This window comes from Candidatus Accumulibacter contiguus, assembly GCF_036625285.1.
Taxonomy (GTDB): Bacteria; Pseudomonadota; Gammaproteobacteria; order Burkholderiales; family Rhodocyclaceae; genus Accumulibacter; species Accumulibacter contiguus.
The window spans coordinates 2,288,984-2,307,631 of record NZ_JAZKUC010000001.1; the positions used below are offsets into that span (position 1 = coordinate 2,288,984).

Annotated in this window: 13 protein-coding genes; 10 read left to right on the top strand and 3 right to left on the bottom strand. The window is 62.7% G+C overall.

The genetic code is table 11. From position 1 onward, the window contains the following. Nucleotides 1-115 precede the first annotated feature (115 nt). Nucleotides 116-2,305 carry a UvrD-helicase domain-containing protein gene (locus V5B59_RS11210; RefSeq protein WP_169070011.1) on the bottom strand — a complete coding sequence of 730 codons (2,190 nt, stop codon included), beginning with the start codon at nt 2,303-2,305 and terminating at the stop codon, nt 116-118. Between the two features lie 174 nt (nt 2,306-2,479). On the opposite strand from V5B59_RS11210, the gene V5B59_RS11215 reads away from it, so the two are divergent. Continuing rightward, on the top strand, nt 2,480-3,322 hold the full coding sequence (locus V5B59_RS11215) for an HDOD domain-containing protein (protein WP_332351871.1): 843 nt from the start codon (nt 2,480-2,482) through the stop codon (nt 3,320-3,322). Between the two features lie 25 nt (nt 3,323-3,347). Here the strand turns inward: V5B59_RS11215 and V5B59_RS11220 are convergent, their stop codons facing one another. Continuing rightward, nucleotides 3,348-3,971, bottom strand: a complete 624-nt coding sequence (locus tag V5B59_RS11220; RefSeq protein WP_169070013.1) for a 5-formyltetrahydrofolate cyclo-ligase — start codon at nt 3,969-3,971, stop codon at nt 3,348-3,350. Nucleotides 3,972-4,015: 44 nt separating this feature from the next. On the opposite strand from V5B59_RS11220, the gene V5B59_RS11225 reads away from it, so the two are divergent. The 5 genes from V5B59_RS11225 (at nt 4,016) to V5B59_RS11245 (ending at nt 12,574) form a co-directional block, all read left to right on the top strand. Next, the gene (locus V5B59_RS11225) at nt 4,016-5,959 is read left to right on the top strand and encodes a lytic transglycosylase domain-containing protein (protein WP_332351872.1); all 1,944 of its coding nucleotides are present in this window, start codon (nt 4,016-4,018) and stop codon (nt 5,957-5,959) included. A gap of 40 nt (nt 5,960-5,999) precedes the next feature. Next, nucleotides 6,000-6,965 carry a complex I NDUFA9 subunit family protein gene (locus tag V5B59_RS11230; protein WP_169070014.1) on the top strand — a complete coding sequence of 322 codons (966 nt, stop codon included), beginning with the start codon at nt 6,000-6,002 and terminating at the stop codon, nt 6,963-6,965. A gap of 31 nt (nt 6,966-6,996) precedes the next feature. After that, nucleotides 6,997-8,220, top strand: coding sequence for a multifunctional CCA addition/repair protein (locus tag V5B59_RS11235; protein ID WP_169070015.1), 1,224 nt, complete (start codon nt 6,997-6,999; stop codon nt 8,218-8,220). Nucleotides 8,221-8,551: 331 nt separating this feature from the next. Then, nucleotides 8,552-9,973, top strand: a complete 1,422-nt coding sequence (locus tag V5B59_RS11240) for a DEAD/DEAH box helicase (RefSeq protein WP_169070016.1) — start codon at nt 8,552-8,554, stop codon at nt 9,971-9,973. A gap of 354 nt (nt 9,974-10,327) precedes the next feature. Then, nucleotides 10,328-12,574, top strand: a complete 2,247-nt coding sequence (locus V5B59_RS11245; protein ID WP_332351873.1) for a DUF1631 family protein — start codon at nt 10,328-10,330, stop codon at nt 12,572-12,574. A gap of 12 nt (nt 12,575-12,586) precedes the next feature. On the opposite strand, the gene rng is transcribed toward V5B59_RS11245, so the two are convergent. Then, nucleotides 12,587-14,041, bottom strand: coding sequence for a ribonuclease G (rng, locus tag V5B59_RS11250; protein ID WP_169070067.1), 1,455 nt, complete (start codon nt 14,039-14,041; stop codon nt 12,587-12,589). Nucleotides 14,042-14,112: 71 nt separating this feature from the next. On the opposite strand from rng, the gene yegQ reads away from it, so the two are divergent. The 4 genes from yegQ to V5B59_RS11270 all read left to right on the top strand — a co-directional run bounded on the left by yegQ (nt 14,113) and on the right by V5B59_RS11270 (nt 18,619). After that, nucleotides 14,113-15,459 carry a tRNA 5-hydroxyuridine modification protein YegQ gene (gene yegQ, locus V5B59_RS11255; protein ID WP_169070096.1) on the top strand — a complete coding sequence of 449 codons (1,347 nt, stop codon included), beginning with the start codon at nt 14,113-14,115 and terminating at the stop codon, nt 15,457-15,459. An 11-nt stretch (nt 15,460-15,470) separates the two neighbouring features. Beyond that, entirely contained in the window at nt 15,471-16,562 is a 1,092-nt protein-coding gene (locus V5B59_RS11260; protein WP_169070068.1) for a hypothetical protein, read from the top strand. Between the two features lie 204 nt (nt 16,563-16,766). Further along, a complete protein-coding gene (locus tag V5B59_RS11265; protein ID WP_169070069.1) occupies nt 16,767-18,275 on the top strand; it encodes a DUF1538 domain-containing protein in 1,509 nt (502 codons plus the stop codon). Then, nucleotides 18,272-18,619: a P-II family nitrogen regulator gene (locus tag V5B59_RS11270; RefSeq protein WP_169070070.1), complete on the top strand. Its 348-nt coding sequence runs from the start codon at nt 18,272-18,274 to the stop codon at nt 18,617-18,619. Before V5B59_RS11265 ends, V5B59_RS11270 begins: the two co-directional genes overlap by 4 nt. Nucleotides 18,620-18,648 lie beyond the last annotated feature (29 nt).

Here is an 18,648-nt window from a genome sequence, read left to right on the forward strand (position 1 = left end):
AAAGCCCTTGCGGGCTGCCATTTGACCCCCTAAGCGACCGGTGTTCCACAGACTTATCCACACAATCGGTGGGCAAAGAGGCCAGATATCCACCGCTCTCCCCACTGCGCGCCCGTCAGGCCGGCGTCAGCCGGGCGTACTTGAGCGCCAGCCACTTCATGCCGCCGGCACCAAAGTTGACCTGCACGCGTGCTTCGGACCCCGACCCTTCGGTGGCCACGATGACCCCGGCACCGAACCGGGCATGGCGCACGTTCTGGCCGATCCGCAGACCGCCGACTGCGGTCTGCGCCTCCCCGCCGGGGCTGCCGGTCGGGCGGGCAGAAACTTGGCCGCCGCCGCGGTTGATCCTGCGCAACAGCGTTGCCGGCAGTTCTTCGAGAAAGGACGAAGGCAGGCAGTAGCGCGTCTGCCCGTGCAGCAGGCGCGTCTGCGCGTGGCTCAGATAGAGACGGCGGCGGGCACGCGTCAGGGCAACGTACATCAGCCGTCTTTCCTCCTCCAGGCCGTCGCGCTCCTGCGCCGCGTTCTCGTGCGGAAAAAGACCCTGTTCGAGGCCGGTGATGAAGACCACATCGAACTCGAGTCCCTTGGCAGCATGCACGGTCATCAACTGCACCGCCTCCTCGCCTTCGCCGGCCTGATGCTCGCCGGCCTCCAACGAGGCGTGCGCAAGAAAGGAAGCGAGCGGACCGCCATCCGGCGCCACTTCGCCGTCACTCGACGAATCACTTGGCGAGCCACTCTCTTCGTGCAGGAACGCAGTTGCGGCGTTGATCAGTTCATCGAGGTTCTCGAGTCGGTCCTGGCCTTCCTTGTCGGCCAGGTAATGCTGGCGCAGACCGCTCTTGTCAATCAACTGATCGATCACTACCGGCAGGGGAAGATCGCGGGTTTCGCTGCGCAGTGTCTCGATCAGGCGAACGAATCGGGCCACCGCGCTCCCGGCCTTGCCGGCGAGGCTCGCGGCCGCGTTGTAGAGGCTGGAATTCGTCTGCTGTGCCGCATCCTGCAATGCTTCGATACTGCGACCGCCGATCCCGCGCGTCGGAAAGTTGACCACCCGTGTAAAAGCCGTATCGTCATCGGGGTTGGCGATCAAGCGCAGGTAGGCCAGCGCATGCTTGATCTCCTGCCGGTCGAAGAAGCGCAGGCCGCCATGTACGCGATAGGGTATTCCCTGCGTGAACAAATGGTGCTCGAGGACGCGTGACTGTGCGTTGGAGCGATACAGCAGGGCGATCTGATGGCGTCCAACACCTTCGCGGACGAGTTCGGACAGCTCTTCGACGATGAAACGCGCCTCGTCGACATCCGAATACGCCTCAAAGACACGGATCGGTTCGCCAGCGCCGGCTTCGGTCCATAGCTTCTTGCCCAGCCGACCGCGATTCTGCTGGATCAGGGCATTGGCGGCGTCGAGGATATTGCCATGCGAGCGGTAATTCTGTTCGAGCCGAATCACGTTCGGCAACGCGAATTCGCGCTGCAGGTCGCGCATATTGCCGATCTCGGCACCGCGGAAAGCGTAGATCGACTGGTCGTCGTCGCCGACCGCGAACAGACAGGCAGCACTGCTTTCCGGAATGACGCTGCCGCGTCCGGCGAGCAGCTTCAGCCAGGCATACTGGAGGCGGTTGGTGTCCTGGAATTCATCGACCAGGATATGCCGAAAACGCGCCTGATAATGCTGGCAGAGCGGCTCGTTGCGTTGCAGCAGTTCGTACGAGCGCAGCAACAGTTCGGCGAAGTCGACCACCCCTTCGCGCCGACACTGCGCCTCATATTCGGTATACAGCTCGACCCGGCGGCTGGTGAATGCGTCGTACGCTTCGGCCTGGGCGGCGCGGAGGCCCTGTTCCTTGTGCGCGTTGATGAAGTGCATCAGCTCGCGTGGCGGAAACTTCTGGTCGTCCACATTGAGGTTCTTCAGCAGGCGTTTGATCGCTGCCAACTGGTCCGCCGCATCGAGAATCTGAAACTGCGCGGGCAGCCCGGCCTCGCGGTAGTGCGCGCGCAGGAGGCGATTGCAGAGACCGTGAAAAGTGCCGATCCACATGCCGCGGGTGTTGATCGGCAGCATCGCCGCGAGTCGCGACTGCATTTCCTTTGCCGCCTTGTTGGTGAAGGTCACCGCCAGGATGCCCTGCGGCCCGACCTGCCCGGTCGAGATCAGCCAGGCGATGCGCGTGGTCAGGACGCGCGTCTTGCCGCTGCCGGCACCGGCAAGAATCAGGGCATGTTGCGCTGGCAGCGTGACGGCGGCAAGTTGTGGCGCGTTGAGATGGGCGAGCAGATCGGACATGGCGAAGGGTTTCCCGACAAGGCAGCCCTGATTATAACGGGCGCGCTGTGCTGGCTTCGGCTTTGCCGCAATGCAAACGGGGGCGGGCGGCATCGGTGCGTGGCATTGCTGAGCACAGCGGAGTGGAGTACCTTGTTGATCCATCAAAAATGCACCTGCTCGGAGAAGGAAAAAATGGCGAAGTTGATCCCAGCCGAGATGATCGAAAAAACCCTGAAGGGAATCGTGATTCCAGCCAGACCGCAGGCACTGCTCCATCTCCAGAACGAACTCAAGAAAGACGACCCGGCCCCGCGGGTCATCGTGCGTCTGATCAGCGGCGACGTCGGCCTCTCGGCGGCCGTGCTCAAAACGGTGAATTCTCCTTTCTTCGGCCTGTCCAGAAAAATCAGCTCGGTTGCTCAGGCGGTGAGCCTGCTGGGCATGAAAGCCGCTGCGCAAATCGTCACCGGACTGGTGTTGAGGGCTGCCGTGGGGGGCAAGGAACCGTCGCTGGAACGTTTCTGGGACAGCGCCGAAAAAGTTGCCGGCATTGCCAGTTACATCGCATCGACCATCCCCAGGGGGCCTCGCGACGACGCCTACTGCTTCGGACTGTTCCACGACGTGGGCATTCCGATCCTGATGCAGAAATTCCCGGATTACCGGCAGACGCTGGCGCTGGCGGACAAGGACAGCAGCCGGCCATCGACCGCCGTGGAAGATGAGCGGCACGCGACCGACCATGCGACCGTTGGCTATCTGGTGGCCAAGGGCTGGTTCCTGCCCGAGGCGATCTGCGAAGGCATTCTCTACCATCATGATCCCCTGGTCTTTGACGACAAGGACAGCGTCAACCCGCAGGCACTGACCCTGATCGCAATCAACGCCATGGCCGAGCATTTTCAGGACGACTACTTTTTCATGCGCGGCAACAGCCGCTGGGGAATGATCGGCGCACGCGTACTCGATCATCTGGGACTGCGGGATGACGAGTATTGCGACCTGCGGGAAGATTTGATCAGCATGTTCAAATGAACGACCTCACCCTTCCGCGCACAAGTCATACTGCCGATCGAGGCATTGCGGCGCCTGGCGAGGGGAAGAAGATTCCGGCTTCGGTGACCATCACGTCGAGCGGCTGATCGTGCGGCTCGGGGTGGATCGACTCCAGCCGGGCCAGTTCAAAACCGACACCAACCGCAAGCGGACGCGGCGAGAGCGAAGCCAGCGTGCGATCGAAGTAGCCGCCGCCGTAGCCGATACGATGGCCGGCGGCATCGAAGCCATTCACCGGGATCAGCAAGGCTTGCGGGATCAGGAAATCACCTGCCGCCGGCGCCGGGATGCCATGCTGGTCGATGACCATCGCCGTGTCTGGCGACCAGGCGCGAAAGGCCAGCGCCCGGTTTTCATCGATCACCACCGGCAGCAGCGCCGCGAAGCCTTGCCGACCATCGCCGACCCAGCTTTCGATCAGCGGCCTGAGGTCGGGCTCCTTCCTGAACGGCCAGCAGAAACCGACGCGCATTCCCGAGAACTGTGGAAAACCGGCTTGCAGGAGCGCACGGATGTGCCGGCAATGGCCATCCCAGGCGTCGGCCGGCAAGGCCAGCCGACGCTCGATCAGCAGCTTGCGCAGCGCACGCCGGTCGGCAACGATTCCCGGCATCAACCCGGCAGCCATGTGATATGCTCAAATGCAGTGTGTTTCGAGAAACCCAGCTTATCATGAAGTTCCCTCAGTCGATCCTGCTCGTCCTCATCCCCCTGTTTTTGGCACCCACCCTGGCCTTCGCGCTGACGCCCGACGAGCAGTTCCTGGCCGCGCGCGACGCTGCACGCGCCGGCGACCGGGCCAAACTGGAACGTCTGGCGCCTTTGCTGCAGGACCATGAACTCGAAGCCTACGTCGAATACTGGCAGCTTCTCCCGGACCTCAAGGACAGCGAGCCGGCGACTGTGCAGGCCTTCCTCAGCCGCCACGAAAACAGCTACATCGCCGAGAAACTGCGCACTGACTGGCTCCGCCAGCTCGCCAGAAAACAGCAATGGTCGCTCTTTGACAGCGAGTATCCGCGCCTGGCGCAAGCCAACCAGGAACTCGCCTGCCAGGCGCTGCAGAGTCGGCGCGCGCAGGGCGACGCGCGCGTCCTCGACGATGCCCTGCCGCTCTGGCTGACCCTGCTCGAACCACCCGAACCCTGCTACCCGGTCCTCGAAGCGCTGATCATCGACAAGCGGGTGCTGGCCGATGCGGTATGGGCGCGCATTCGCCGCCAGTTCGAGGCCAACAAGATCGCAGCCGCCCTGTACACGATGAATTACCTGCCCGCCAGCCAGATGCCGGAAAAGAAGCTGGCACAGACGGTCGTCGACACGCCACTCCCCTGGCTGGGGCGATTGCCGGGCGATTTCTCGGGTAGTCGCGGGCAGCGCGAGCTGGCGGCACTGGCGATCCAGCGCCTTGCCCGCAATGATCCGCGGATGGCCGCCGATCAACTCGAGAAAATCGGGGGATCGATGAAGTCTGGGGAAAAGGCCTGGGCATGGAGTCAGATCGGCTTGCAGGCGGCACAACGGCATCTGCCGGAAGCCATGGAGTGGTACCGGCAGGCCGGCGACGCACCCCTTTCCGACGAGGCCGCCGAGTGGAAGGTGCGCGCTGCGCTGCGCGTGCAGGACTGGGGCAGCGTTCGCGCCAGCATCGAAAGGATGCCGCCGGCGCTGGCCGCGCAACCTGCCTGGGTGTACTGGCTGGGTCGCGCGTACCGCGCCGGCGGACGCCTGGAAGACGCCAACACGCTGTTCGCGAAGATCGCCGGACAACCCGACTTCTACGGCAGCCTGGCCAACGATGAACTCGGCCGCAGCACCATGACCCCGCCCAAGGCATCACCGCCGAGCCGGGAAGAGCTGGCGCAAGTCAGTGCCATTCCCGGCGTGCGGCGTGCGCAGACCTTCTTTCGCCTCAACCTGCGCAGCGAGGGCAGCAAGGAATGGAGTTGGGCTCTGCGCAGCATGAGCGATCGGGAACTGCTGGCGGCCTCCGAAATCGCCGTGCGCGCGGGCAATTATGACCGTGCGATTGCCGCCGCCGACCGCACTCGCAATGAACACGACTACTCGCTACGCTATCTGGCGCCCTACGGCGACCAGGTTCGGCCGGCCGCGCGAAACCAGGCGCTCGATGACGCCTGGGTGTATGGCCTGATGCGCCAGGAAAGCCGTTTCATCAGCAGCGCCAGATCGAACGTCGGCGCTTCCGGGCTGATGCAACTGATGCCGGCGACCGCCAAATGGGTGGCCAACAAGATCGGTCTCAAGGATTTCCAGCCGGCCAGGGTCAACGATACCGAAACCAATGTGCTGCTCGGCACCACCTACATGCGCCTGGTCCTCGAAAGCCTCGACAATCACCCGGTGCTCGCCTCGGCCGCCTACAACGCCGGCCCCGGTCGGGCGCGCAGGTGGCGTGCCGAGCGGCCGATGGAAGGCGCCATCTATGCCGAAACCATTCCCTTCAGCGAAACCCGCGACTACGTAAAGAAGGTGATGAGCAATTCCGTTTATTACGCGGCCCTCTTCGATGGCAAACCGCAAACCCTCAAGAACCGGCTTGGCGTGATTGCGCCGCGCACAGGTGGCGAGGCGAGGATCGACGATTTGCCCTAAAATGACGGTTTTCTGACATTCAATTTACCGGTAGGACACTATGGAACTCGAGAACGTGTTGTTGATCGGCGGGAGTGGTTTTGTCGGCGGTTGGATTGCCAGCCGCCTTTCGGAACGTGGTATCCGGGTGACCATACCAACCCGCCATCGTGACAACACCAAAAAGCTGACCATGCTGCCGACGATCAGCATGGTCGAGGCCAATGTGCACGACCCACAGGCACTCGTCCGGTTGATGCGCGGTCAGGATGCGGTCATCAACCTCGTCGGCATTCTCCACGATCATGATTCGCGCCTGCCGTATGGCAAGAGTTTTGCTGCAGCGCATGTCGACCTGCCGAGAAAGATCGTCGCCGCGATGCGGCAAAGCGGCGTTCGCCGCCTGGTACACATGAGCGCGCTCAAGGCCGCCACCAACGCGCCATCGGAGTATCTCCGTTCGAAAGGCGAGGGCGAAGCGATCGTCCACGCCGCCATGCAGGAACTGGAAATCACGGTGTTTCGTCCTTCGGTCATCTTCGGACCGGATGACGCCTTTCTCAACATGTTCGCCAAGCTCATCAGGCTGTTCCCGATCCTGCCGCTTGGCGGTGGCACGGCGCGCTTCCAGCCAGTCTATGTCGGCGACGTCGCAAGCGTTTTCACCGACTGCCTGGGTAATGGCGCGTCTGTTGGCAAGACTTACGAGCTCTGTGGACCGAAGGTCTACAGCCTGCGCGAACTGGTCGAGTACACCGCTCAACTGGTCGGCAAATCCCCGAGGATCATCGATCTCGGGAGCGGTGGCTGGGCGTACCTGCAGGCCGGTCTGATGTGGCTGCTGCCGAATCCGCCGCTGTCGCCCGACAACCTGCGCTCGATGGAAGTCGATAGCGTCAGCGATGGCACGCACGACTATCCCGGCTGGCATCCGGAAGCCCTCGAAGCCGTGGCGCCCGGCTATCTCTCGCCCAACGAGATAGTCCAGCTACGTCTCGACCGCTTTCGCTACCGTGCCGGTCGCTGAGCCAATGATTTAAGCACGAGTCGCGGCAAGCATGCAGATCTTCGCCGTTGGCGGTGCGATTCGCGACGAGCTGCTGGGCTTACCGGTCCAGGATCGCGATTACGTGGTCGTTGGTGCCACCGCCGAGGAGATGCTGGCACGCGGTTTCAAGCCGGTGGGCAAGGATTTCCCGGTCTTCCTGCACCCGCATTCACATGCAGAATATGCGCTGGCGCGCACCGAGCGCAAGACCGGTCACGGCTACCAGGGCTTTGCCTTTCATACTGCCCCCGAGGTCACCCTGAGCGAGGATCTGGCGCGCCGCGACCTGACCATCAACGCCATCGCGCGCGCTGCCGACGGTTCGCTGATCGACCCCTATCGCGGCATCGACGACCTCGCTGCGCAAGTCCTGCGTCATGTCGGCCCGGCTTTCACCGAAGACCCGGTGCGCGTTCTTCGCCTGGCGCGCTTTGCCGCACGTTTTCCCGAGTTTACGGTCGCCCCGGAAACCCTGGCGCTGATCCGCAGCATGGTTGCCTGCGGCGAGCTCGACCATCTAGTTGCCGAACGCGTCTGGCAGGAACTCGCCAAGGGCCTGATGGAAGTCCGCCCGTCGCGCATGTTCGAAGTCCTGCGCGCCGGCGGCGCACTGCTCCGCCTGCTGCCGGAACTCGACCGTCTCTTCGGGGTCGCGCAGCGCGCCGACTACCATCCGGAAGTCGATACCGGCGTGCATGTGCTGATGGTCGTCGATCAGTCGGCGCAGCGCGCTTGCGCCCTGCCGGTCCGCTGGGCAGCGCTGCTGCACGATCTGGGCAAGGGCAGCACACCCGAGACCGATTTGCCGCGCCATCCCGGTCATGAGGAACGCAGCGTCGAACTGGCTGGCGAAGTCTGTGCGCGCCTCAAGGTACCGGTGGACTGTCGTGATCTGGCACTGCTGGTAGCACGCTACCATGGCAAAGTGCACCGTGCTCACGAGCTGACGGCGGCGACGATCGTCAGGCTTCTGGAAAATACCGACGCCCTGCGCCGGCCCGGCCGCTTCGAACAACTGCTCGAAGCCTGCGCCTGCGATTTTCATGGCCGCCTCGGCTGGCAGGAGCGCCCCTACCCGGCTCCGGATCTTTTCCGACAGGCGCTGCTGGCGGTGCACAGCGTAAACGCGGCGGCAATCGCGCGTGCCTGTCCCGACCGCACACAGATTGCTGCACGCCTGCACGCAGCACGCGTCGCGGCAGTCAGGCAGGCCTTGTCGGTACCGGTGACTTGAGCAAGCCGCAGCAAGGCCGGCATCATCGTCAACACGGCAAAGAAAACTGGACGGCAAGCCGCCGAGTGCTATAATGCGCGCCGCACGACGCAGCCACGCCTGCGGCGTGCGACGAGCATCGCGAACCTGGCCGTAACTCTCAAGCCCCCTGCCTTCTGGTGTCGATTCATTCAGCGCCGTTCTGGCACAAAGCTTTTGCTGATGGGTGCTGACTCCTGTGCATCGAACAGAGTCTGTGTCTCAGCTTTTTCGTTGGTTGGCGTTGCCTTTTTGCTTTAGCAGCGCGCTATGCCGTTACGGCAGTGCGCAGCGCATCCACACGAAAGAAAAAATGAATTTTGCAGAAATCGGCCTCCACCCGGCCATCCTCAAAGCACTCACCGATTCCGGCTACAGCGAACCGACAGCAGTTCAGCAACAAGCCATTCCCGCCGCCCTTGCCGGCCGCGACCTGATGGTTTCCTCGCAGACCGGTTCCGGCAAGACCGCCGCCTTCATGTTGCCGGCACTACATCTCTTTGCCTCGCAGCAACGCCCGGCGACGGCCCGCACCAACGCTCCGGAGCGCCGCCCAGGGCCCGCCCGCGGCCATGATCGCCATCGTTTCCAGCCGGCGCAGCCGCGCATGCTGGTACTGACACCAACCCGCGAACTCGCGCTGCAGGTCACCGCCGCCACCGAAAAATACGGCCGCCAGCTTCACCAGGTGCGAGCAGTAGCCATCCTCGGTGGCATGCCGTACCCGAAGCAGATGGAACTCCTCGGCCGCAACCCCGAGATCCTGGTGGCCACGCCGGGTCGTTTGATCGACCACATGAGTTCCGGCAAGATCGATTTCTCGCAGTTGCAGATCCTGGTCCTGGACGAAGCCGACCGCATGCTGGACATGGGTTTCATCGAGGACATCGAAAGGATCGTTGCCGCGACGCCGAGCGCGCGCCAGACGATGCTGTTCTCGGCGACGCTCGACGGGATGGTTGGCGACATGGCGCAGCGCATGACGCGCTCTGCGCTGCGCATCCAGGTCGATGCAGCTTCGGCGAGGCACGACCACATCGAACAGCGGATGCACTTCGTCGACGATCTGGCACACAAGAACCGCCTGCTCGACCACCTGCTGCGTGATGCCACGATCGACCAGGCGCTGGTGTTCACCGCCACCAAACGTGATGCCGATACCGTCAGCGATCGCCTCAACGTCGCCGGCCTAAATGCCGCGGCGCTGCATGGTGACATGCATCAGGGTGCGCGCAACCGCACCCTCACCGCGATGCGTCGCGGTCAGTTGCGCATCCTCGTCGCCACCGACGTCGCCGCCCGCGGCATCGATGTACCAACGATCACGCACGTCTTCAACTACGACCTGCCAAAGGCTGCCGAAGACTATGTGCATCGCATCGGCCGTACCGGTCGTGCCGGCCGCAGCGGTCTGGCGATCTCGCTGGTCCATCACGCCGAGCAGTTCAACGTCCGGAAGATCGAGCGTTTCACCAAGCAGATGATTCCGGTCGAAGTCGTTGCCGGTCACGAGCCGACGCGTCGCGCCCCTTCGGCGAATCCTCGTCCGACCAGCAAACCCGCCTGGAAGAGTGGCGAGAAGCGCAACTTTGGTCAGCCCGCCGGACAAGCCGACAGTCGCTTCAGCAAACCGTCCGCTCCGAGACGCGACGGCGCAGCACGCCCGTCCTACCACGACTCCGCGAAATCCGGTGCTGGCGCCAGCACTGGCCGCCGTAGCTACGGCGATCGCTGATCCATCCTCGCAGCTTCTCGGAAAGCCCGCCTTGTGCGGGCTTTTTTGGCTGCCTGCCGGCGGCTGAAACCATCCGCCGAAAAAGGGAACACCCTTGCAACTGCCTTGCTTTATCAAAGTTCTTGCTATAGATTGAAGGCGTGTTATTTGGTGCCCAAACGCAAATCGATGATGGTGGGACCACCAAGCTAACCGAAGCAAAATCCGAACACACGAATCTCCTGTATGAGTTCTCTGCCCGAGATTGACCCGTCGGGTTTCGAGGCGGTTGCTTGCCGCGTCATCCATGCTTCTGCGCTATCGTCCAGCAGGTTTGGCACCGCGCTTTGGCCCTAGCGGCAAGGAGAATTGGCGATGTTAGTTCCCGTTGACAACGTAATCCGGTTTCCCGAAGCAACCCGGGGGTCGACCACCGAGCTCGATCGTCCCCAGACCCTCGTCAAGGCACGCGACCTGATGGCTCAAAAGCTTTGCGATGCCCTGCGTTCATTGCTTCCCCGACTCGAGGAGGAACTCCTCGCCCGCGGCGACGCCTCGACTGGACGCTTGCAGCGGGAGCTGTATTACGGCACACGAGACGTGCTCCATGAAAAGGCACAGCTCCTTGAAAGTTGTCTGGCAAGCGCATGGTTGAAACTGTGTGAATCATGGCTCCAGCCTGCTGACAAAGCCAAGGCATCTCGCGCCATCAGCGAACCGACGGAGCTGCAATTGCTCGATTTCGGCGCAATGGACCAGGAGCTGGCGGTCAAGGCAATCGCGTCCCGCCTGCAAAGTGCTTGCGACGAAGACCTGTTTGGCGCCGGTCATCGGCTCGCCTTTCTCTGTGGTCAGACGGAAAGTCAAGGGCTCATCGAGGATCTCATCGCCCAGGCGCTGGACAAGGCACTCGTGGACGCAGGCGTGGTCGGAATGGCGCAACTTGAGCTCCTGCATGCCATGGAGAATCATGCAGTCGACCTCTTTGGTCCAACGATCCATGATCTGAACCTCTTCCTGGCTGGCCGTGGCGTACTTCCGAAGCTACGCCGCAGTTACTCGGCATCGACTGCCGACAAGAAGCAGTCGAACGAGAAAGATACCGAAAACACTACCGAATCTGCCGATCTGTTTGCTCTCCTGCAAAAACTTGTGGCTCCGCCGTCCACAGATGGCGGAGGTACTGCCGTTGCCTTGCCAATGCCGGCTACCCAGAGCGGCGGTCCAGCCGCCGGCGTATCTCCGCAGGGAGGCACCCCTGGCCAGATGGCCGTGGCGATGGAGCAGGTCATGGCTGCTCTGCATACCCTGCAAGGGGCGGTACCGGCCCCGAGCGCAGACGTTTTGATGCCCAACGTGCTGCGGGATTTTCGCGCCAGTGACACCGGCCAGAGTCTTGGCTATCTGCAAGCGGTGACGGTCGATATCATCGCCACCCTGTTCGACTTCATTTTCGACGATGCTTCCGTCGCCGATCCGATCAAGGCGCTGGTTGGACGCTTACAGATTCCCGTGCTGAAGGTTGCGATGCTCGACAGGACCTTCTTTTCCAGCAAAGCACATCCGGCCCGGCGTCTGCTGGACGGCATTTCGCGGGCAGCCGTTCGCTGCGGTCCACAGGCGGGTCACGATGATCCGCTGTACGCGCGTATCGCGGAAATCGTCGAACGGCTGCAAAACGAGTTCACTCAGGATACCAGTCTGTTCGATCTGCTCTGTGTTGAACTGGACGCTTTCCTCGAAGGACAGGAAACCGCCGCCGATGACCGTGCAGTCCAGGCGGCTCCACTCGTCGCTGAACAGGAGCAGCGCGAACTGGCCGCCCTGGCCGCCGATCAGGTTCTCGCGAACTGGCTGGCCACGCCGCTGCCTTCTGCCGTGACCGATCTGCTGAATCATGAATGGCGCAAGCTGCTCATTCGGCACCATCTGAGCGGCGACGACATCGCCTGGGGGGTGGCCATGAGTACCGTTGGAGAATTGGTGGCAAGCGTGCAACCCCAACCGGATGTGCAGAGCCGGAAACGTCTCGCGGCGCGCTTGCCGACCCTGGTTCGCAGAATCTGTGAGGGCCTGGACAAGTTGCATGTGACTGACGATCGCCGTCTTGCCCTCACTGACCAATTGTTCACTCTCCATGCTGCGGTACTGCGCGGCGCAGCACCACCGGCGGCGAGCACGCGACCGATTGTCCCGGCAGCGGCTCCGGTCCCGGCACAGATCGCCAGCGAACATATCGACTGCGGCGAAACCCATCTGGAACGGGTTTTCCTCTCCCCAGGCACGGCGCCTCCACGCTCGGAGCGCAGTGACCACGCCCAGTCCTTGGTGGAAGGGCTGCAGCGCGGCGATTGGCTTGAGTTTGCGAACCCCGAGAGCGGGCCGGTACGTTATCGACTGTCCTGGATCAGTCCGCAGCGGGGCATCCTGCTATTGACCAACCCCCAGTCACCACGGGCGATGTCGGTGTCGCCAGACGCACTGGCAGTACAGATCGAGCGTGGCGAGGCGACCATTCTGGCGGCCGAACCGATGTTCGATCGTGCCGTTAACCGCGCACTGGAGACGCTGAAGGCTGGCGGCCGAACCGATGTTCGGCTAACCGCGCACTGGAGACGCTGAAGGCGGCTTAGGCTACATCAGAACGATGTCGTATTGCTCCTGCGAGTAGCTGGGCTCCGCCTGCAGTGAAATCGGTTTGCCGATGAAGTCGGAGAGCATGGCCAGACCTTGCGATTCTTCGTCGAGAAAACGGTCGATCACCGCCTGGTTGCCGAGCACGCGATATTCGCGCGCGTTGAACTGGCGGGCTTCGCGCAGCAGTTCACGCAGGATTTCGTAGCACACGGTGCGCGCCGTCTTGACCTCGCCACGCCCGCCACAGGTCGGGCACTCCTCACACAACACATGCGCGAGTGATTCGCGCGTCCGCTTGCGAGTCATCTCGACCAGGCCGAGCGCGGTGAAACCATTGACCGTCAGACGCGTATGGTCTCGCGCCAGCGCCTTGTTGAACTCACAGAGGACTGCGCTGCGATGCTCATCGTTCTCCATGTCGATGAAGTCGATGATGATGATGCCGCCGAGGTTGCGCAGGCGCAGTTGACGGGCGATCGTCTGTGCGGCTTCGAGATTGGTCTTGAAGATGGTGTCGTCGAAGTTGCGCACGCCGACGAAGCCGCCGGTATTGACGTCGATGGTGGTCATTGCCTCGGTCTGGTCGATGATCAGGTAACCCCCGGACTTCAGATCGACACGGCGCGCGAGGGCTTTCTGAAGTTCGTCTTCGACACCATGCAGGTCGAACAGCGGCCGTTCGCCGACGTAGTGTTCCAGCAAGGGAGCGACCGTCGGAGTGTACTCGGCGGCAAAACTGGTGAGCCGCTGGAAGTTTTCGCGCGAGTCGATGACGATACGCGCAGTCTCGGGGTTGACGAAATCGCGCAATACCCGCTGTGCCAGCGATAATTCCTGGTAGAGCAATGAAGGGGGTGCGGCGGTGGTCGATTGCGTCAGGATGTCGCGCCAGAGTTTGCGCAAGTACTCGATATCCTTGGCGAGTTCGGCCTCGCTCGCGCTCTCTGCCATGGTGCGGACGATGAAGCCACCAGCTTCGTCACCGGGTACCAGGCGACCCAGTTTCTCGCGCAGCGCTTCACGTTCGGACTCCCTCTCGATACGCTGCGAGATCCCGATGTGCTTGTCCTGCGGCAGGTAGACCAGCATGCGCCCGGCGATCGATACCTGCGTAGACAGGCGTGCCCCCTTGCTGCCCATCGGGTCCTTGATCACCTGCACGAGGATGCTCTGCCCCTCGAACAACAGGCGCTCGATCGGTCGCAGCGGTTCGTCACTCGGACGCGGCTCACGGATGTCGGCAACGTGCAGAAAGGCGGTACGGCCGAGGCCAATGTCGATGAACGCCGATTGCATGCCCGGCAGGATGCGAACGATGCGTCCCACGTAGACATTGCCAACGAAGCCACGACTGGCGCTGCGTTCGATGTGCAATTCCTGCACGACGCCCTGATGCATGACAGCGACGCGCGTTTCCTGCGGAGTAAAGTTGATCAGGATCTCTTCGGACATGGCGGAGCAATCTGGAGAATGAGAGTAAGATGAGGTTTTCCACATTCTACCCCGTGACGAAGCTCTCCCGGATGCCTGTCTCCGCAGCCTTGACCTCTCGCGACTTGCCGATCCCTGAATTGCTCGCTCCCGCAGGTTCGTTGACGATGTTGCGCACCGCCCTGGCTTTCGGTGCCGACGCCGTCTATGCGGGCCAGCCGCGCTACAGCCTGCGGGTACGCAACAACGATTTCGGAGACCTCGCCATCCTCGGCACGGCCATCGGCGAGGCACACGCTGCCGGCAGGAAGCTCTATGTGGTCAGCAACGTCCTGCCGCACAATCGCAAGGTCCACAGCTACCTGAACGACATGGCGCCGGTCGTCGCGCTCCAGCCTGACGCCCTGATCATGGCCGACCCCGGGTTGATCGACCTGGTGCGCGAGACCTGGCCGCAGATGGCGGTCCATCTCTCGGTGCAGGCCAATACCGTCAACTTTGCGGCGGTTCGTTTCTGGCAGAAGCTCGGCATCCAGCGGATCATCCTTTCTCGCGAGCTGTCGCTCGACGAAATCGCCGAGATTCGTCAGGAATGTCCCGACATCGAGCTCGAAGTCTTCGTGCACGGCGCGCTCTGCGTCGCATATTCAGGGCGATGCCTGCTTTCCGGATACTTCAACCATCGTGACCCCAATCAGGGCACCTGCACCAACTCGTGTCGCTGGGATTACCAGCTCAAGGCGGGCAAGGCGGATGCGGCCGGCGATGTGCATGCCGCCCAGCCACCCAATTCAGCGAATTTTCCAGATCAACGACCAGGGAAGGGTGTCTGGCTGCTCGAGGAGAAAGAGCGGCCGGGCGAACTGATGCCGATCGAAGAGGATGAGCATGGTACCTACCTCATGAACTCGAAGGATCTGCGGGCCGTCGAGCATGTCCGGCGCCTGACCGAGATCGGTGTCGACTCGCTGAAGATCGAGGGGCGCACCAAGTCTCCCTACTATGTGGCGCGCACCGTACAGGTCTATCGCCGCGCCATCGATGATGCCCTTGCCGGGCGGCCATTCGACCCCGGACTGCTCGGCGAACTCGAGGGACTGGCCAATCGCGGCTACACCGACGGTTTCTACCAGCGTCACCACGAACACGAGATGCAGAACTACCTGCGCGGCCATTCCGAATCGGGGCGCAGTCTCTACGTCGGCGACGTCCTGGCATGGGATGCTCCGCACCAGTTGGCGCTGATCGACGTGAAAAACCGCTTTTCGGTGGGTGATCGCCTCGAGATCATCCATCCCTCGGGCAACCACCGGCTGACTCTCGAACGGATGCAGCACATCGACGGCAACGAAATTCGCGTCGCCCCCGGCAACGGCCATCGCGTGTGGATTCCCCTGCCGAGCGAATTGCCGGGAGCGCTGCTGGCGCGCTTCATCTAGATTCCACCACCATGTCTGCTCCTCATCTCTTCGTCGACATCTCGGCACACGGCTTTGGCCACCTGGCGCAAACGGCACCGGTACTCAACCGCCTGCTGCAGCAGCTACCGGATCTCTGCATCACCATCCGCAGCGATCTGCCCACAGCCAGAATGCAAGCCCGCCTTGTGGCTCCTTTCCAGCATCTGGCGGACAGCAGCGACTTCGGTTACGTAATGCATGACGCGATGTGCGTCGACCTGGCCGCGACGGCCCGCGCCTACCGCAAACAGCATGCCGACTGGGAAGCCCGCGTGGACCGTGAAGCGCGTCTTCTCGCCGAACTACAACCCCGACTGGTGCTCAGCGATGTCGCCTACCTGCCGCTGGCTGGCGCCGCACGCGCCGGTATCCCCGCGCTGGCGATGTGCTCACTCAACTGGGCCGGGCTGTTTGCCCATTTCTTCGCCAGCGAGCCCTGGGCGGCACCGATTCTTCATCAGATGCTGGCGGCGTACAACGGGGCCGAATGCTTCCTGCGACTGACTCCCGGCATGGCCATGAGCGAACTGTCGCGGGTCCGCCGCATCGGCCCGGTTGCCACTCTCGGCAATGACTGTCGCCAGGCCGTGCGTGCGCAACTGCGCTGTGCCAGTGACGAGCGACTGGTCCTGATCGCCTTCGGCGGCGTCAGCCAGCGGCTACCGCTTGCCGACTGGCCACAGATCGCCGGCGTACGCTGGCTGGTCCCGCAAGACTGGCAGGTGGCACAGTCCAACTGCAGCGATTTCGAGCCGCTCGACCGACCGATGACCGACCTCCTGTGCTCGGTCGACGCGGTGATCGCCAAACCCGGCTACGGCACATTCAGCGAAGCCGCCTGCAACGGCACACCGCTCCTCTACGTGCGGCGGCACGACTGGCCGGAACAGGATTGCCTGATCGACTGGCTGCACAAGCACGCCCGCTGCCGGGAAATCAGTGGAGCGGACCTGCTGGCTGGCCGTCTCCAGGAGGCGCTTGATCTCTTGTGGCAGCAAACGGCACCACCACTGCCCTTGCCATCGGGCACGCAAGAAGCGGCTGCCGCACTACTGCCGTGGCTGACGGTGGATGACGGTTAAGCATCCGGGCGGGACCAGGACTGTCCTTCGACGTAAGAAATGGCGTTAAATTGCCCGAATCTTGCACATGACCGAAATCTCGGGCATGATTCGTGCCCATGCTCGAGATGACATTCCACTTTCCACTTGCCAAGCCGATCCGTGTTCACTGCCTAGAGGCCTCGCCAAAGACTCGCCGCCCCGCGGCGGGTAATCCGCGCTAGGATGGGGCTCGGCTCGCTGTTTCGCGTCATCCGCGAGCTCCTGCACGAGGCGGCACGCGACCTCGCACCCACCCTGATCGTGGTCGTCCTGTTCCAGGTGTTTTTCATCCAGCGCATGCCCGACAGCCCGGCTGCGCTGATCGGCGGCTTTGCCATCGTCCTCCTCGGCCTGGCGCTTTTCGTCAAGGGGCTCGACGCGGCGATCTTTCCGGCCGGCGAGACGATGGCTTTCGACTTTGCCCGCCGCGGTTCGTTTCTCTGGCTGGTCTTCTTTGCCTTCTTCGTTAGTTTTGCCTCGGTGGCCGCTGAACCGGCGCTGATGGCTGTCGCCTACAAGGCGGAGGCGGTATCGGGGGGCAGCATGGGTGCGCTGACGCTGCGCATGGTGGCGGCGCTCGGTGTCGGCATTGCGGTGGTATTCGGCGTCTGGCGTATCGTCCTCGGCCACTCGATCGGCAATTACCTGATTCCGGGTTATCTGCTGGTCATCGCGCTGACCGTTTTCTCGCCGCCACAACTGGTCGGTCTGGCCTTTGATTCCGGCGGCGTCGTGGCCTCGACGGTCACCGCACCGCTGCTCACCGCGCTTGGGGTGGGTCTGGCGACCAGCATCCGAGGACGCAATCCGTTGCTCGACGGTTTTGGTCTGATTGCCTTCGGTGCGCTGGCACCGATGATCATCATTCAGCTCTACGGCATCCTGTTCTTTGTTCCCGCAGCGGCCGGCACGCCGGTGGTGGTGATGCCGAGCGACGATCAGCATCAGTATGCGCTTCTCGAGATGCTGATCGATTTCGGGATCATGGTCAGGAACCTGCTGCCGATCATCGCCGTCGTGCTGTTCTCGAGCTTCGTCATCCTGCGCCGCCCGCTGGCCGATCCCAGGGGCCTGGCGGTCGGCATGTTGCTGGTGGCGGTCGGCCTGTTCATGTTCGACGAGGGGCTGCAGGTCGGTCTCTTCCCGCTTGGTGACGAGATGACCAACGGCCTGATGCGCGACGGGGTCGCAATGTGGGCGGTCTACCTCTACGGCTTCCTGATCGGTTTTGCGACGACCATGGCCGAGCCGGCGCTGATCGCGCTATCGATCAAGGCCGACGAGGTCAGCCTCGGGCAGCTCAAGGGTTTCTGGCTGCGCTGTCTGGTCTCGGTGGGTGTGGGCATCGGCATCGTCATCGGCTGTGCACGCATCATCGACGGCACCAACATCGCCTACTGGCTGATTCCCGGCTACCTGCTGGTGCTGGCGATGACCAAATTTGCCCCCGACTTCATCGTGCCGATCGCCTATGACTGCGGTGGCGTGACCACCTCGACGGTGACCGTGCCGCTGGTGACCGCACTCGGCGTCGGGCTGGCCGAGCGAACGCCGGGCCGCGACCCGATGATCGATGGTTTCGGTCTGATTGCTTTCGCCTCGCTGCTGCCAATGGTCATTGTCATGTCCTATGGCATGCTGGCCAGCTGGTTGCTGCGGTCGAGAAAATCTGTCAAGGAGAACGGCCAATGAAATTCTCTGCAGTGGTGCTGATCGTTCCGGACGAAGACGAAAACCGGGCGGTCGAAATTCTCAAGGAGGCCGGAGCCACCGGCATCACCATCCTCAAGGGCAAGGGTCTACGGCACAACGAGCGCAAGACCTTTCTCGGTCTGGGTCTGGAGCGCAAAGAGTCCTTGCTGTTGAGTGTGGTCGAGAAGCAGCTCTCGATGCGCATCCTGAGGGCGGTCAAGATGCAGATGAAGATGGACCTGCCGGGAGGAGGACTGGCCTTTTCGCTGCCGCTGGGCAGCGTGGTCGGCATCGGCCTGGCGCAAATGCAGGCCTTCCAGCGCGAAGTCGAGGAAGATCTGTGAGCACCTCGCGGCCATCGGCCCGTCCCCTG